General features: G+C 58.0%; 14 protein-coding genes and 1 riboswitch. Of the genes, 8 read left to right on the forward strand and 6 right to left on the reverse strand.

What is annotated here, in order from left to right; all coding sequences use genetic code 11:
• Nucleotides 1-6: 6 nt before the first annotated feature.
• Nucleotides 7-4524, reverse strand: coding sequence for a glutamate synthase large subunit (gltB, locus tag B5F38_RS01540; RefSeq protein WP_087407764.1), 4518 nt, complete (start codon nucleotides 4522-4524; stop codon nucleotides 7-9).
• Between the two features lie 235 nt (nucleotides 4525-4759).
• A riboswitch (TPP riboswitch) is annotated at nucleotides 4760-4852 on the forward strand.
• A 46-nt stretch (nucleotides 4853-4898) separates the two neighbouring features.
• Here gltB and thiD point away from each other — a divergent pair.
• From thiD to B5F38_RS01580, 8 genes are all read left to right on the forward strand, one after another.
• The gene (gene thiD, locus B5F38_RS01545) at nucleotides 4899-5756 is read left to right on the forward strand and encodes a bifunctional hydroxymethylpyrimidine kinase/phosphomethylpyrimidine kinase (protein ID WP_087407552.1); all 858 of its coding nucleotides are present in this window, start codon (nucleotides 4899-4901) and stop codon (nucleotides 5754-5756) included.
• 7 nt (nucleotides 5757-5763) lie between these two features.
• Entirely contained in the window at nucleotides 5764-5964 is a 201-nt protein-coding gene (thiS, locus tag B5F38_RS01550; RefSeq protein ID WP_087407553.1) for a sulfur carrier protein ThiS, read from the forward strand.
• A gap of 23 nt (nucleotides 5965-5987) precedes the next feature.
• Nucleotides 5988-6578, forward strand: coding sequence for a thiamine phosphate synthase (locus B5F38_RS01555; protein WP_087407554.1), 591 nt, complete (start codon nucleotides 5988-5990; stop codon nucleotides 6576-6578).
• Nucleotides 6579-6582: 4 nt separating this feature from the next.
• A complete protein-coding gene (locus B5F38_RS01560) occupies nucleotides 6583-7218 on the forward strand; it encodes a thiamine phosphate synthase (RefSeq protein ID WP_087407555.1) in 636 nt (211 codons plus the stop codon).
• Nucleotides 7215-7985 (forward strand): thiazole synthase, encoded by a 771-nt coding sequence (locus tag B5F38_RS01565; protein ID WP_087407556.1) that lies wholly within the window; start codon nucleotides 7215-7217, stop codon nucleotides 7983-7985. The genes B5F38_RS01560 and B5F38_RS01565 overlap by 4 nt, the downstream gene beginning before the upstream one ends.
• Before the next feature lie 23 nt (nucleotides 7986-8008).
• Entirely contained in the window at nucleotides 8009-9712 is a 1704-nt protein-coding gene (gene thiC / locus B5F38_RS01570; protein WP_087407557.1) for a phosphomethylpyrimidine synthase ThiC, read from the forward strand.
• A gap of 114 nt (nucleotides 9713-9826) precedes the next feature.
• Nucleotides 9827-10936 carry a 2-iminoacetate synthase ThiH gene (gene thiH / locus B5F38_RS01575; RefSeq protein ID WP_087407558.1) on the forward strand — a complete coding sequence of 370 codons (1110 nt, stop codon included), beginning with the start codon at nucleotides 9827-9829 and terminating at the stop codon, nucleotides 10934-10936.
• Nucleotides 10936-11625, forward strand: a complete 690-nt coding sequence (locus B5F38_RS01580; protein WP_087407559.1) for a HesA/MoeB/ThiF family protein — start codon at nucleotides 10936-10938, stop codon at nucleotides 11623-11625. The genes thiH and B5F38_RS01580 overlap by 1 nt, the downstream gene beginning before the upstream one ends.
• A 275-nt stretch (nucleotides 11626-11900) precedes the next feature.
• On the opposite strand, the gene B5F38_RS01585 is transcribed toward B5F38_RS01580, so the two are convergent.
• From B5F38_RS01585 to tsaB, 5 genes are read right to left on the reverse strand one after another with little or no spacing between them, the layout of a single operon-like run.
• Complete coding sequence (locus tag B5F38_RS01585; protein ID WP_241147783.1) at nucleotides 11901-12545, reverse strand: nitroreductase family protein; 645 nt, start codon at nucleotides 12543-12545, stop codon at nucleotides 11901-11903.
• Nucleotides 12546-12566: 21 nt separating this feature from the next.
• The gene (gene rimM / locus B5F38_RS01590) at nucleotides 12567-13085 is read right to left on the reverse strand and encodes a ribosome maturation factor RimM (protein WP_087407560.1); all 519 of its coding nucleotides are present in this window, start codon (nucleotides 13083-13085) and stop codon (nucleotides 12567-12569) included.
• A gap of 16 nt (nucleotides 13086-13101) precedes the next feature.
• Nucleotides 13102-14406: a UDP-N-acetylglucosamine 1-carboxyvinyltransferase gene (gene murA, locus B5F38_RS01595; RefSeq protein WP_087407561.1), complete on the reverse strand. Its 1305-nt coding sequence runs from the start codon at nucleotides 14404-14406 to the stop codon at nucleotides 13102-13104.
• Between the two features lie 48 nt (nucleotides 14407-14454).
• Nucleotides 14455-15063, reverse strand: coding sequence for a DUF4290 domain-containing protein (locus B5F38_RS01600; protein ID WP_087407562.1), 609 nt, complete (start codon nucleotides 15061-15063; stop codon nucleotides 14455-14457).
• A gap of 25 nt (nucleotides 15064-15088) precedes the next feature.
• On the reverse strand, nucleotides 15089-15781 hold the full coding sequence (tsaB, locus tag B5F38_RS01605; protein ID WP_087407766.1) for a tRNA (adenosine(37)-N6)-threonylcarbamoyltransferase complex dimerization subunit type 1 TsaB: 693 nt from the start codon (nucleotides 15779-15781) through the stop codon (nucleotides 15089-15091).
• Between the last annotated feature and the right edge of the window lie 5 nt (nucleotides 15782-15786).

Genomic DNA, 15786 nt, shown 5'->3' on the forward strand with positions numbered 1-15786 from the left:
ATAGGGTTAATAATCTCTCTGTACTTCGGCAATCTTCTCCTGGAGCTTGCGCATCTGCTCTTCGGCCAGAACCTTCTTGAACTCGATGGGGGTTACCTGGATAAACTCGTCGACATAGCGGTTCCAGTTGTCGAGCATCGTGCGGGCCAGCGACGAGCTGGTGTAGAAGTAGTGCTGGCGGATGAGTTCGTGCAGCTCCTTGCGGGCAGCCGCATCTTCCAGCAGCGAGAGCTCGACCATATCCATGTTGCAGAAGTAGTCGAACTTGCGGTTCTTGTCCCACACGTAGGCCACGCCGCCGCTCATACCGGCAGCGAAGTTGCGGCCCGTCTCGCCCAGAACGACTACCCGACCGCCGGTCATGTACTCGCAGCAGTGGTCGCCCACCCCTTCGACTACGGCAATGGCACCCGAGTTGCGCACGGCAAAACGCTCACCGGCCCGGCCGTTGATGTAGACCTCGCCCGAGGTGGCTCCATAGAGCAGCGTGTTGCCGGCTATCGTATTGTCTTCGGCAGCAAAGGTGCTGCGCACCGGCGGGTGTACCGCAATGCGGCCGCCGCTCAACCCCTTGCCCAGATAGTCGTTGGCCTCGCCCTCGAGCCGGAAGTTGATACCCCGGGTGAGGAAGGCTCCGAAACTCTGTCCGGCCGAACCTCTGAACTTGACCTGAATCGTATCGTCGGGCAAACCGGCCTCGCCATACCGCGAGGCAATGGCCCCCGAGAGCATGGCACCTACCGAACGGTCGGTATTGCCGATGGTATATTCGAGCGAAACCTCGCGTCGGTTCTCGATGGCTTCGCGAGCGGCTGCAATCATGGTTACGTCGAGTACCCCGTCGATGTCGTGCTGTTGGGGCATGACCCGATGCAGGGCCGTACCGTTGTCGACCCGGTGCAACATGCGGCTGAAGTCGAGCAGCGAGGCTTTGGTACCCGGTTCGGCGGGAGCTATCTCAATCAGGTCGGTGCGACCCACGATGTCGTTCAACCGGGTGAAGCCCATCTCGGCCAGATACTCGCGCACCTCTTGGGCCAGGAACTGGAAGTAGTTAACCACGTACTGGTAGTGACCTCTGAAACGCTCGCGCAACTTGGGGTCTTGCGTGGCCACGCCCACCGGACAGGTATTGGCATGGCACTTGCGCATCATCACGCAACCCAGCACAATGAGGGCGGCGGTACCAAAGGCAAACTCTTCGGCCCCGAGCAACGCCATGCTGATGATGTCGCGCCCGGTTTTGAGCTGCCCGTCGGTCTGCAGGCGCACCTTGCCGCGAAGGCCGTTCAGCACCAGCGTCTGCTGCGTGTCGCTCAACCCGATTTCGGGCGGGATACCGGCGTAGCGCATCGACGAGGCGGGCGAAGCACCCGTGCCTCCCTCGGCTCCCGAGATGACAATCAGGTCGGCCTTGGCCTTGGCCACACCGGCAGCGATGGTGCCCACCCCGCTCTCGGCCACCAGCTTGACGCTGATTTGGGCCCGGGGATTGACATTCTTCAGGTCGAAGATGAGTTGGGCCAAATCTTCGATGGAGTAAATATCGTGATGGGGCGGCGGCGAAATGAGCGAAATGCCCGGTATCGAATGGCGGGTGCGGGCAATCACTTCGTCGACCTTGAAGCCCGGCAACTGTCCACCCTCGCCCGGCTTGGCGCCCTGTGCCACCTTGATCTGTATCTCTTCGGCATTGACCAGATATTCGGTAGTGACCCCGAAACGACCCGAAGCCACCTGCTTGGTCTTGCTGCAGAGCGAAATGCCGTCGTAGGTCTCGTGGAAGCGGACCGAATCTTCGCCACCCTCGCCCGTGTTGCTGCGGGTTCCCAGTTTGTTCATGGCCAAGGCAAGCGCCTCGTGGGCCTCCTTGCTGATGGCTCCGAACGAGATGGCCCCCGTCACGAAATGTTTTACGATCGACTCGACCGGCTCTACCTGGTCGATGGAAATCGGGTTGCGTTTGAAGCGGAAGAAGTCGCGCAGGAAGATGGGGCTCTCCTTGTGGTCTACCGCCTGGGTAAACTGTTTGAATTTATCGTAACTGCCCAACCGGGTAGCCAGTTGCAGCAGGCTGATGGTCTCGGGATTCCAGGCATGTTTCTCGCCATCCTTGCGATAGGAGAACTGCCCGATGTAGGGCAAGGGCTCGTCCTCGTCGTCGAGCCGATAGCCGGCATCGTGGAATGCCTCGTAGTCACGGGCAATCTCATCGAGACGGATACCGCCCACCGACGAACAACGGGTACCGAACCAGCGGTTCAGCAGCTCTTCGCTCAACCCCACGGCCTCGAAAATCTTGGCACCGCGGTACGAACGTATGGTGCTGATACCCATCTTGCTCATGATTTTGTAGAGCCCCTTGCACACGGCCTTGATGTAGTTCTTCTCGGCCGTCTCGTAGTTCATCTGCACGTCGCCACGCTTTACCAGATCGTCGAGCACGGCAAAGACCATGTAGGGATTGATGGCGCTGGCACCGTAGCCCAGCAACAGGGCGGCGTGCATCACCTCGCGTATCTCGCCGCTCTCGACCACCAGAGCCGTCTGCACGCGCTTCTGCACCGAAATGAGGTGATGGTGCACGGCACTCACGGCCAGCAGGGCCGGTATGGCGGCGTGGTCGGCATCGATGTCGCGGTCGGTGAGGACGATGTAGTTTACCCCCTCGTCGACCGACTCCTCGGCCTTGCGGCAGAGGGCAACGAGCGCCTCTTCCAGTCCGGTTTTTCCCCGCCCGGCCTCGAAGAGCATGGGCAGTTTCACCGTCTTGAATCCCTTATAGCGGATGTTGCAGAGAATATCCAGTTGGGTGTTGTTGAGGATGGGATGCGGCAACCGCACCATCTTGCAGTGGCTCTCGTCGGGCAACAGAATGTTGTTGCCCACAGCGCCGATATACTCGGTGAGCGACATGACCAGCTCCTCGCGAATGGGGTCGATGGGCGGGTTGGTCACCTGGGCAAACTGCTGTCTGAAATAGTTGAAAAGCGATTGCGGACGTTCGGAGAGAACGGCCAGCGGCGTATCGTTACCCATCGAGGCGGTAGGCTCCGACCCGGTGGTACACATGGGCGTGATGGTGCGCTCCACATCCTCGCGGGTGAAACCGAAGGCGCGCAACTTGCGTTCGTAATCGTCGACGGTATTCACCACCTTGCGGCCGCTCTTGAGGGTATCGAGCTCGATGCGGTTCTCGGCCAGCCACTGACGGTAAGGCCGGGCCGAGGCGAGTTGCTGCTTCAGCTCCTCGTCGTAATAGATGCGACCCTCCTGCGTATCGACCAGCAGAATCTTACCCGGTTGCAGGCGACCCTTCTCGCGGATGGTCTCGGGGGCGAAGCTGATGACTCCCGCCTCGCTGGCCACCACCATCATGTCGTTACGGGTAATCAGGTAGCGGGCCGGGCGCAGACCGTTACGGTCGAGCATTCCGCCGGCATAGCGGCCGTCGCTGAAGAGCAGGGCGGCCGGGCCGTCCCACGGCTCCATCAAAATCGAATGGTATTCGTAGAAGGCCTTCAGGTCTTCGCTGATGGGGTTCTTGTCGTTGAACGACTCGGGCACGAGCATGGCCATGGCGTGCGGCAGGCTCAACCCCGACTGCACGAAAAACTCGAGCACGTTGTCGAGCGACGCACTGTCGCTCATGTCGGGTTGCAGAATGGGACGGATGTCCTTTACCGGTCCCAACAACGGTGTGGAGAGCACACTCTCGCGGGCCTCCATCCAACCCCGGTTGCCACGGATGGTATTGATTTCGCCGTTGTGCGCCAACAGCCGGAAGGGCTGGGCCAACCCCCAAGTGGGGAAGGTGTTGGTGCTGAAACGGGAGTGGACAATGGCCAGACCGCTGGTGAAATAGGGCTGCGTGAGGTCGCAGAAGTATTCGCGCACCTGCACCGACGACAGCATGCCTTTATAGATGATGGTCTTGCTCGAAAGCGAGACGATGTAAAAATCCTTGTGCGAAACCCGACGCTCTATCTTTTTACGAATGAGGTAGAGCTTGCGCTCCAGGTCGTCGGCCTCGCCGGTGATAAAAATCTGCTTGATGTCGGGCTCGGTCTCGGCGGCGCTCTTTCCCAGAATCGACGAATTGACCGGCACCGAACGCACGTGCATGAGCGAGAGCTTCTCGCGCTCGATCTCCTCGGCCATGATGTCGAGTATCTCGGTCTGATCCTTCAGGCTCTTGGGCAGAAACACCAGCCCCGTGCCATATTTTCCCTTCTCGGGGACCGGGATACCTTGCAACAAAATGAACTCGTGCGGAATCTGCAACAGGATACCGGCACCGTCGCCGGTCTTGTTGTCGGCGCCCTCGGCTCCCCGGTGCTTCATGTTCTCGAGCACCTTCAGGGCCGAATCGACCAACTCGTGCGACTTGTTGCCGTGGATGTTGACAATCATACCTACTCCGCACGCATCGTGTTCGTTGGCCGGGTCATACAGACCGGTCAATCCCCTCTGCGCTGCTTTCTCCTTTATCTCTTTACCTTTGACAAATGTAGTACCCTTCATCGGTTTACAGTTTCTTTTTATTTCGTCGTTCAAAATAAGCATTTCAATTTGCTTGCAAAAATAAATAACAGCTTTCAAAAACACAAACATATTGTAGATTTATTTGCAAAATAATCTATTTACAGTAAAACCTCTTACTTTTTACTACACTATATAATAGCAAGATATAGAGCTCTTAATTTTTATTAAAACCCTGGGGTATATCCCTCGGGAAAAAAATAATAGCTAACTTTGTGGTGTAACAAAGGGGTGCCTAAAAGCGGCTGAGATCATACCCTATGAACCTGATACGGATAATGCCGGCGCAGGAATTGTTCATAGTCCTATCTGTTTCGATACGGTTTTAAGCTACCCCCGAAGATAAAGCGAACCGTATGAAGACTTATCCCGTCGTATTGACCATAGCCGGCTCGGACAGCAGCGGAGGAGCCGGGATACAAGCCGACCTGAAGACCATGTCGGCCATCGGTGTGTTCGGCACCTCGGCCATCACCGCCATTACGGCGCAAAACACCTGCGAAGTGCGGGCCATCCAGGGCATCGACCCGTCCATCGTGCGCCAGCAAATCGAGGCGGTGCTCGACGACCTGCCCTGCCGCACGGTGAAGTTGGGCATGCTCTACGCCCGTCCCACCATCGAAGCCATTGCCGACTGTCTGGCGCACTATCCCCTCGACCACATCGTGCTCGACCCGGTAATGGTATCGACCTCGGGCTGCCGGCTCATCGAAGAGGAGGCCATCGAGGCGGTCAAATCGCTGCTGTTGCCCCGGGCTACACTCGTCACCCCCAACATTCCCGAGACCGAAATTCTGAGCGGCCTGCCCGTCACCAACGAGCGGGATATGGAGCTGGCGGCCCAACGGCTCTTCCGCATCGGATGCCGGGCCGTACTCATCAAGGGAGGGCATCTGGAGGGGGCCGAGTCGTACGACCTGCTCTTCACCCCGCATGCCGACCCGGTGCGCTACACCTCGCCGCGGGTTGCCACGCGCAACACCCACGGCACGGGCTGCACCTTCTCGTCGGCCATTGCCTCGTACCTGGCCCTGGGCCGCACGCTGCCCGACGCCGTTGCCGCCGCCAAGCACTACCTGACCCAGGCTCTGCAAGCCGGGGCCGACGTGACGATAGGCCACGGCCACGGTGCCGTAAACCATCTGTTCGCCCCCTGTGTTTTAACCTCACGGGACAACGAAGCACTGAACGAAAAAGAGAAACCCACTCATTGATACAACAATGAAAGTATATATCAACCAAAACGAAACCGAGGTACCCGAGGGCATCACCGTAAAAGAGTGGCTCGACCGGCAGCAGATTGCCGCCGAGGGTACCGCCATTGCCATCGACAACAAACTGGTACCCAAGAGCGAATGGAGCAACCGCACACTGGCCGACGGCGACAAGATTACCCTCATTCGCGCCACCTTCGGCGGATAACCGGCAAAACCGAACGTAACGCGATGAAATACATAGGTATCACACCCGAAGGTTTCTTGCCCGGCGAGGAGTGCTTGATAGCCGCTCTGCTCGACCACGGTCTGGACCGCCTGCACCTGCGCAAACCCGGGGCCTCGCACCACGAGGTGGAGCAACTGTTGCGCACGATTCCCGACCGCTGCTACAGCCGCATCGTACTGCACGACCACTTCGAGCTGGCCGCAACGTACAGGCTGGCCGGGGTACACCTCAACCGTCGCAACCCCGAGCCGCCCGCACCGGCTGACGGCTACACCCCCGCCCTATCGCGCTCGTGCCACACCATCGCCGAGCTGGCCCACGGCGAAGGGTATGCCTATCAGTTCCTGAGCCCTCTCTTCGACAGCATCTCGAAGCAGGGATATACCGCGGGCTTCATCCCCGACGAGCTGACGGAGGCCGCCAGCCAAGGCATCATCGGCGAGCGGGTAATCGCCCTGGGCGGCATCACCCCCGAACGGATGGCTGCCGTGCGGGCCTGGCACTTCGGCGGAGTAGCCCTGCTGGGCTACTTGTGGCAGGACCCCACCCCCGAGGGTGTGGTGGCCCGACTGAAACGAATACGAACTGTTTAACACCATAGTCATGTTACAATTCATTACACACCAAACCCTGCGCTTCGGCATTGTCGAAGGCGCTGTCGCCGCCCTGAACGGAGGCTGCAAATGGATACAGCTGCGCATGAAAGAGGCTCCCCTCGAAGAGGTCGAGAAGACGGCCCGGCAACTGATTTCGCTCTGCAAGGAGCACGAGGCGATACTCGTTCTCGACGACTATCCTCAACTGGCGGCCGACCTCGACGTAGACGGCGTGCACCTGGGCAAACTCGACATGCCCGTATCGGAGGCCCGCCTGCTCATCGGCGAAAAGTACATCATCGGCGGTACGGCCAACACCTTCGACGACATCCAGAACCTCGTACGTCAGGATGCCGACTATGTGGGTCTCGGCCCCTTCCGCTACACCGAGACCAAAAAGAACCTGAGTCCCATACTCGGGCTCGAGGGCTATGCCCGCATCATGCAGCAGTGCCGCGACAACGGGCTGAAGATTCCCGTGGTGGCCATCGGCGGCATCACGGCCGACGACATTCCGGCCATTATGGAAACGGGTGTGGCCGGCATCGCCCTGTCGGGCACCATCCTGCAGGCCGAAGACCCCGAGGCCGAAACCCGAAAGATTATAGATTTACTCAACCAATATCGTAAAGCATGAAAAAATTAGTGATTGGAGGACGGGAATTCTCCTCCCGACTGTTTGTCGGAACCGGCAAATTCAGCTCGAACGAATTGATGGAAAAAGCCATCGAGGCTTCGGAATCCGAAATGATTACCGTTGCCATGAAACGTCTCAACATGACCCACGAAGCTACCGACGATATGCTCGCACACATCGACCGCACCAAGGTGCAGTTCCTGCCCAATACCTCGGGCGTGCGGAATGCCGAGGAGGCCGTGCTTGCCGCCCAGCTCTCCCGCGACTGCTTCGGGACCGACTTCATCAAACTCGAAATCCACCCCGACCCCAAATACCTTCTGCCCGACCCGGTAGAGACCCTGAAGGCTACCGAACAGCTGGCCAAGATGGGGTTCGTAGTGCTGCCCTACATCCAGGCCGACCCCGTGCTGTGCAAACGCCTCGAAGAGGCCGGTGCCGCTACGGTGATGCCGCTGGGGGCTCCCATCGGCACGAACAAGGGGTTGCGCACGCGTGACTTCCTGCAGATTATCATCGAGGAGAGCAACGTGCCCGTCATCGTCGATGCCGGTATCGGGGCTCCGTCGCATGCTGCCGAAGCCATGGAGCTGGGTGCCGACGCCGTACTGGTGAACACCGCCATTGCCGTGGCCGGTAATCCCGTAGAGATGGCCATCGCCTTCAAAGAGGCTGTTCGAGCCGGCCGCCGTGCCTACGAAGCCGGACTGGGTGCCCAATACCACTTTGCCCAGGCCAGCAGCCCGTTGACCTCATTCCTGGACTAACCACTTCGAAACTTCACACATTTATGGATACACAAAAAATCATCAAAGACTCCTACCCCGGTTCCGAGAAGGTATATGTACCGGGTAAACTCTTTCCCATTCAAGTGGGCATGCGCAAGATCAACCTGACCGACACCGTGACCATCGAGAACGGGAAACGGGTACATACCCCCAACCCGCCGGTCTATGTGTATGACACCAGCGGTCCCTATACCGACCCAGCCGTAGAGGTAGACATCAACCGGGGTATCCCCCGCCTGCGCGAGTCGTGGATTCTCGACCGCGGCGATGTGGAACGGCTCGACGACATCACCTCGCAATACGGGCGTGCCCGCCGCGACGACCCGTCGCTCGACCCGATACGGTTCAAAAACACACCGCTCCCCTACCGGGCCAAACCGGGACATGCCATCACGCAGATGTACTATGCCCGCCAGGGTATCGTCACCGCCGAGATGGAGTATGTGGCCATACGCGAGAATATAATGAACGAGCAATTGGGCATCAAGAGCCACATCACCCCCGAGTTTGTGCGCGACGAGGTGGCTGCCGGCCGTGCCATCATCCCGGCCAACATCAACCACCCCGAGGCCGAGCCGATGATTATCGGCCGCAACTTCCTGGTGAAACTCAATACCAACATCGGCAACTCGGCCCTCTCGTCGGGTATCGAAGAGGAGGTGGACAAGGCCGTATGGAGCTGCCACTGGGGCGGTGATACGCTCATGGACCTCTCGACGGGCGACCACATACACGAGACGCGCGAATGGATTATCCGCAACTGCCCCGTGCCCATGGGTACCGTGCCCATCTACCAAGCCCTCGAGAAGGTAAACGGCAAGGTCGAAGACCTCACCTGGGAGATTTACCGCGATACGCTCATCGAGCAGTGCGAGCAGGGTGTGGACTACTTCACCATTCACGCCGGAGTGCTCAAGGCACACGCCGATCTGGTGGGCGAACGGCTCACGGGCATCGTGTCGCGCGGCGGTTCGATTATGACCAAGTGGTGCGTTATCCACAACCAGGAGAGTTTCCTCTACACCCACTTCGACGAAATCTGCGAGATACTCAAGCAGTACGACGTGGCCATATCGCTGGGCGACGGCATGCGGCCCGGCTCGATACACGACGCCAACGACCGCTCGCAGTTCCTCGAACTCGACGTGCTGGGCGAACTCACCGAGAAGGCCTGGGCACACGACGTGCAGGTGATTATCGAAGGTCCCGGCCATATTCCCATGCAGAAGATCAAGGAGAACATGGACCGCCAGTTGAGCAGTTGCCACGGAGCCCCCTTCTACACGCTGGGCCCGTTGACTACCGACATCGCCCCGGGTTACGACCACATCACTTCGGCCATCGGTGCCGCACAGATTGCCTGGCTGGGCACGGCCATGATTTGCTACGTCACCCCCAAGGAACATCTGGGACTGCCCGATCGCGAGGATGTGCGCAACGGTGTCATCGCCTACAAGATTGCGGCCCACGCCGCCGACCTGGCCAAGGGATTCCCCGGCGCCCAGGTGCGCGACGATGCCATGAGCAAGGCCCGCTACGAGTTCCGCTGGAAAGACCAGTTCAACCTGGCCCTCGACCCCGACCGGGCTCTCGAGTATTACAAGCAGGGCTCGTTCCACGACGGCAACTACTGCACCATGTGCGGCCCCAACTTCTGCGCCATGCGGCTGTCGCAAGACATCACCAACTGCATCGAGAAGGAGTAACCCGCCCGGTGTACCCGCGAGTGCCGGTGGCGCAGTGCCATCGGCCTCGCCACAAGAGAGAATAGAAAAGAAATCGACCAACTACCAACGATTGAATAAAGAAAAAGAAGAAAGATGTTTTCCGAAGAATTAGAAAAATATTCCTGGGACGACATAACCGCCTGCATCAACTCGAAACAGAGCCGCGACGTGGAGATTGCCTTGGGCAAGGAGCACTTGACCATCGACGACTTCATGGCCCTCGTTTCGCCGGCCGCAGCTCCCTATCTGGAGCCCATGGCCGCCCTGAGCCGGCGCTATACCCAGGAGCGTTTCGGTAAAACGATACAGATGTATGTACCGCTTTATATCACCAACTCGTGCAACAACTTTTGCGTCTATTGCGGGTTCAACCACAACAACCCCATCTCTCGCATCATCCTCACCGAAGAGGAGATCGAGAACGAATGCCGCGCCATACGCAAGCTGGGCCCCTTTGAGAACCTGCTCATCGTCACCGGCGAGAATCCGCGCGATGCCGGTGTAGACTATCTGGAGCGGGCTCTGCATGTAGCCCGCCCCTACTTTGCCAACCTCTCGATCGAGGTGATGCCGCTCAAGAGCGAAGATTACTACCGGCTCACCAAGTCGGGTCTCAACGGTGTGGTTTGCTTCCAGGAGACCTACCACAAGGATCGCTACAAGACCTATCACCCCAAGGGGATGAAATCGATTTTCGAATGGCGTGTCAACGGCTTCGACCGCATGGGTCAGGCCGGCGTGCACAAGATAGGCATGGGCGTGCTCATCGGGCTGGAGCCCTGGCGCACCGATGTGACCATGATGGCCATTCACCTGCAATACCTGCGCAAGCACTACTGGCAGACGAAATACAGCGTCAACTTCCCCCGCATGCGGCCGTCGGAGGGGCACTTCCAACCCAACGTGGTGATGAGCGACCGGGAGCTGGCCCAGCTGATTTTTGCCTTCCGTATCTTCGACCACGACGTGGATATTTCGGTATCGACCCGCGAGAACCCCAACTTCCGCAACCACATTGCCACGCTGGGAGCCACCTCGATGAGTGCCGGCTCGAAGACCGACCCGGGAGGCTACGCCACCTATCCGCAGGCACTGGAGCAATTTGCCGTGAGCGACGAACGCACCCCGGCCGAGGTAGAGCAGGCCATCAAGGCCATGGGCTACGAGGTAGTATGGAAAGACTGGGATAAAATCTTCGATTGATGAACGAGCGATACAGCAGACAGACGATGCTCCCCGAAATAGGCGAAGCGGGCCAGGAGCGGCTGCGCCAGGCGCGAGTGCTGATTGTGGGGGTGGGCGGCCTGGGTTCGCCCGTCGCCCTCTACCTGACGGCGGCCGGCGTGGGCTGCCTGGGGCTGGTCGACGACGATGTGGTGTCGGTGAGCAACCTGCAACGGCAGGTGCTCTATACCGAAGCCGAGGTGGGAGCCCCCAAGGTGGAGTGTGCCCGCCGGCGGCTGTCGGAGCTGAACAGCACGACCCGCATCGAGACCTACCCCACGCGGTTTACCCCCGAAAATGCCGCCGAACTCGTGGCCAACTACGACCTGGTGGTCGACGGCTGCGACAACGCGGCCACCCGCTACCTCATCGACGAGGAGTGCGCCCGCCAAGGCAAGCCCTACGTCTACGGCTCCATCGCCGCCTTCGAGGGACAGGTGTCGGTATTCAACTACCGGGGAGGCCCCCGGTACAGCGACCTCTACCCGCGCCCGGCAGTAATGCCTGTGCCGCAACCGGGCGGCGTGGTCGGGTCCATTCCCGGCCTCATCGGTTGCCTGCAAGCCTCCGAAGCCATCAAGATAATTGCCGGGTGCGGCGAGGTGTTGAGCGGCAAACTCTACTGGACCAACCTGCTCACCCTGCAGCACCAGATTATCGAACTATGAGTTCTTCGGCTCATAGTCTGTTGTATGGCTCAAAAGAGGTTTTCCAAAACCAATAGAGCGTTGACATAGAAACAAAAACGACAGCCTCGGCGATTTTCTGCCGAGGCTGTCGTTTATAAGTCAATTCGATATTCGATCTTCATCGTTGCTTACCACCAAAATTAAAAAGCCGGAATCTAATAAAAAACAATCGCAGCACTCTGTATTTGCGCAATTTTTCGATGATTTTACTCATTATGGCTAAGAAATTTTCTTGATTACATACTTTTATTCTATCAATAGGCATTCGCCCAGTTGTTCTTGCGAATGTTCTCGCGTTTCCACTTATCCTTGGGAGCAGTCTCGCCCTGCGGATAACCCATGGGGATGACGTTGAGCGGAATAATCTGTGCCGGCAAACCGAGTACCGAGCGAATGGCTTTTACCCGGCTCATCATAGGATAGGCACCCGTCCATACGGCTCCCAGCCCCAGACCGTGAGCAGCCAACAGGATATTCTCGGTAGCGGCCGAGGCATCCTGTATCCAATAGGTAGCCCCCTCGCCCTCGATGGCTTTGCTCAAGTCGCCGCACACTACGATGGCCACCGGAGCCGATGCCAGCATCTTGGCATTGGGCAGCGAGTCGGCCAACTGGGTCATCAGCGCCTTGTCGTCGATAACCACAAAGGCCCACGGCTGTTGATTGCGGGCGGTAGGTGCCGCCATGCCGGCACGCAGAATCTGCTCGATTTTCTCGGGCTCCACGGCCTGGTCGGTATAGGCCCGCACACTGGCCCGGGTTTCGATAGCCTCGAGTACCGGCATACCCTCGCCGCTGCTCTTCGAATCGCTCTTGGTGGTCGAGAAGAACATCACGAACACGACTACCGTGAAGATGAACCACACGGCCAGAAAAATAAATAAAACTCGTTTCATCATATCTTGTCTGTTTTTTTAAGTTTACAGCGTCAGCAGTCCCTCGGGAATACTCATGTAGAGCCGGCGGTTCTCCTCGTCGATTTCGCTCACAAACTCGTCGACGGCCGGCACCAGCAGCTCGCGGCCGGCGTGGTCTATCTCGAAGAGCACATTCTCGGTCGAGTCGTCGACGGCCACAATCTTGCCCAACTCGCCCAGCTCGCTGTCGACGACGGTAAACCCGATGAAGTAGTCGCTCGGGGCCTCCTCTTCGGCCTCCGTGTCGTAGTAGGATTTGGGGAAGTAGACATCGAGCAGCGAGAAAGCCCGGGCCTCGGTCTCATTGTCGACATCCTCGAGCTTTATCAAGGCCGTAGTGTCGCTCTTGAAGCGATACTCCTCGATGAAAAAGGGGACGAAGATACCGTCGATTTCGCAGACGATATAGGGACAGTCGGTGCGGTCGAACACATCGTCGGTAAAGGTGAAGGAGAGCTCCCCCTTCACCCCGTGCGGTTTGTTGAACCGCCCTATCTTGATCAATTCTTCACGTTCTATCATGATTGTTTCTCTTGTTTTACAGCCGGGTGATGCGCGCCCCTATGGCATTGAGCCGCTTGTCGATGTCCTGATAGCCCCGGTCTATCTGGTCGATGTTGTGGATGCGGCTCGTACCGTCGGCACTCATGGCGGCGATGAGCAGCGCGATACCGGCCCGGATATCGGGCGATACCATGTTGGCAGCCCGCAGCGTATGGGCGTGAGCCTGACCGATGACGGCGGCGCGGTGCGGGTCGCACAGGATAATCTGGGCCCCCATGTCGATGAGCTTGTCGACGAAGAAGAGTCGGCTCTCGAACATCTTCTGGTGGATGAGCACGCTGCCCTTGGCCTGGGTAGCCACCACGAGGAAGACACTCAGGAGGTCGGGGGTAAGTCCCGGCCACGGCGCATCGGCGAAGGTCATGATAGAGCCGTCGATAAAGGTCTCTATCTCGTACCCGTCGTGCTCGGGGATGTGGATGTCGTCGCCGTTTTGCTCGACGGTGATACCCATCCGGCGGAAGCTGTCGGGGATAATGCCCAGGTCGTTGTACGACACGTTTTTGATGGTGATGTCCGACCGGGTCATGGCAGCCATGCCGATGAAACTGCCCACCTCAATCATATCGGGCAGAATGGTGTGCTCGCACCCCTTGAGCGACGACACGCCGTGAATCGTGAGCAGGTTGGAGCCGATGCCCTCGATGCGGGCACCCATGCGGTTGAGCATCTTCGAGAGCTGTTGCAGGTAGGGTTCGCAGGCCGCGTTGTAGATGGTAGTGTCGCCCTCGGCCATGACGGCAGCCATGAGGATGTTGGCCGTACCCGTCACCGACGCCTCGTCGAGCAGCATGTAGCTGCCGGTGAGTTTGTCGGCCTTGATTTCGTAGCGTTGTGCCTTGGGGCAATAGGTGAACGTGGCCCCCAGTTTCTGGATACCCAGAAAGTGCGTATCGAGACGCCGGCGGCCAATCTTGTCGCCCCCCGGCTTGGGCAATACGGCATAGCCGAAGCGGGCAATGAGCGGCCCGATAATCATCACCGACCCCCGCAGGGCAGCTCCCTTCTGCAGGAACTCGTCGGTGTCGAGATAGTCGAGATTGATTTTATCGGCCTTGAAACTGTACGCATTCAACCCGATATGCTTCACCGTCACACCCAGGTCGCGCAACAGTTGTATGAGGTTGTTTACATCGAGAATATCGGGGATATTGTATATCTTCACCTCTTCGGGGGTGAGCAACGTAGCACAAAGGACTTCCAATGCCTCATTCTTAGCTCCTTGCGGTATCAACTCTCCATTCAGACGATGCCCGCCTTCAATAATAAAAGATGCCATACTCTTTCTCTATTAAGGTTAATGAGGGAAAGATACAAAAAAAAGCGGTTATTTACCCGCTTTTTTCGAATTATTTTTCGACTTGTTGTTTCGCTGCGGCTGCACGACGGGTTCCCTCACATCGCGCAGGTGATAGGTGGCGGGATCGAGGTCGATTACCCCGTGGGTATACTCCCGCAAATCCTTCAAAATCTTTTCGTCCTCGACCGAGTCCTTATTCCACTGGTAGTAGAGTTTCTTCATGTGGTTGGCCAGCATCGACACGAGGGCATCGCGCTCGGGTCCGGCAGGCATCTCCTCGGCCTTCTTCAACATCCCCTCCATGATTTTACCGTAATGACGGTATTTGATGGGGGTCGTGTGGTAAGGTATAGCATCGGGGTGCGTATGCAGATTCTCCTTTTTGACAATCTCGTAGGGATAGTCGATGTCGAGCTTGAAGTCGGACATGATGGCCAGGTGGTCCCACAACTTGTGCTTGAAGTCGTCGATGTCGCGCAAGTGAGGAAAGAGGTTACCCATAATATTGATAATGGTATTGGCGCAACGGGTACGTTCGGCACGATCCTCGATAGTCATGCAGTGGTCGACCATCTGTTGCACGTTACGCCCATACTCAGGCAGTATCAGTTTCTTTAAGTCCGAGGTATATTGCATAATCTCTCTATATGATTTTCTTTATTTACAATACTTTGTTTTTGGGAGTGGTGGCGATGAACTCTTTCAGGTAGAAGGGCTCGAAATAGGCCACATCCTCAAACTGACCTTGCCGGTAAGCCCGCTCGGCAAGTGCCAGCATATCGGTAGCCAGGGGTACGATGTCGTCGACAAAGATGGCATTCTCGTGGCGGATGACCTCCTTGCACTTGGCGGCTCCGTTGCCCGAGAAGACGACGCGACGGTCGGCCAACAAGTCGGCAAAGGAGTTTTCGTCGACCACACAGGCCTGCACGGGACGCACGGCGTTGAGCGCATTGTCGTAGACGGCGGTATAGACCTCCATGCGACGGGCGTCGATCATGGGACAATATAACACATCTTCGTCGAAATAGGTTTTAAACATGGTGGCGCAAGCCAGCAGTTCGAGGGTGTGCACGGCAATAAGGGGCACCTTCAGCCCGAAGCAAAGCCCCTTGGCCTCGGAGACCCCGATGCGCAGCCCCGTGTAGGAGCCCGGGCCGCTGCTCACCGCTACGGCATCGACCTTTATCGACTTGTCGCGGGCAAAGGTCATCAACTCTTTTACATAGGCTCCCAGCAGCGAAGCGTGCGAGGGGCCGTCGAAGTTCTCGAAATGGCATTGTACCACTCCGTCGGAAGAGAGCGCGGCCGAGCAGACCGACGTAGAGGTCTCTATATGTAGAATATTCGGCATAATTT

This window comes from Barnesiella sp. An22, from assembly GCF_002159975.1.
GTDB classification, from domain to species: Bacteria; Bacteroidota; Bacteroidia; order Bacteroidales; family Barnesiellaceae; genus Barnesiella; species Barnesiella merdigallinarum.

Excerpts from the sequence above, each read along its gene's own strand:
- gltB (WP_087407764.1), bottom strand. The coding sequence starts at position 4,524 with ATGAAGGGTACTACATTTGTCAAAGGTAAAGAGATAAAGGAGAAAGCA.
- thiD (WP_087407552.1), top strand. The coding sequence starts at position 4,899 with ATGAAGACTTATCCCGTCGTATTGACCATAGCCGGCTCGGACAGCAGC.
- thiS (WP_087407553.1), top strand. The coding sequence starts at position 5,764 with ATGAAAGTATATATCAACCAAAACGAAACCGAGGTACCCGAGGGCATC.
- B5F38_RS01555 (WP_087407554.1), top strand. The coding sequence starts at position 5,988 with ATGAAATACATAGGTATCACACCCGAAGGTTTCTTGCCCGGCGAGGAG.
- B5F38_RS01565 (WP_087407556.1), top strand. The coding sequence starts at position 7,215 with ATGAAAAAATTAGTGATTGGAGGACGGGAATTCTCCTCCCGACTGTTT.
- thiC (WP_087407557.1), top strand. The coding sequence starts at position 8,009 with ATGGATACACAAAAAATCATCAAAGACTCCTACCCCGGTTCCGAGAAG.
- thiH (WP_087407558.1), top strand. The coding sequence starts at position 9,827 with ATGTTTTCCGAAGAATTAGAAAAATATTCCTGGGACGACATAACCGCC.
- B5F38_RS01580 (WP_087407559.1), top strand. The coding sequence starts at position 10,936 with ATGAACGAGCGATACAGCAGACAGACGATGCTCCCCGAAATAGGCGAA.
- B5F38_RS01585 (WP_241147783.1), bottom strand. The coding sequence starts at position 12,545 with ATGATGAAACGAGTTTTATTTATTTTTCTGGCCGTGTGGTTCATCTTC.
- rimM (WP_087407560.1), bottom strand. The coding sequence starts at position 13,085 with ATGATAGAACGTGAAGAATTGATCAAGATAGGGCGGTTCAACAAACCG.
- murA (WP_087407561.1), bottom strand. The coding sequence starts at position 14,406 with ATGGCATCTTTTATTATTGAAGGCGGGCATCGTCTGAATGGAGAGTTG.
- B5F38_RS01600 (WP_087407562.1), bottom strand. The coding sequence starts at position 15,063 with ATGCAATATACCTCGGACTTAAAGAAACTGATACTGCCTGAGTATGGG.
- tsaB (WP_087407766.1), bottom strand. The coding sequence starts at position 15,781 with ATGCCGAATATTCTACATATAGAGACCTCTACGTCGGTCTGCTCGGCC.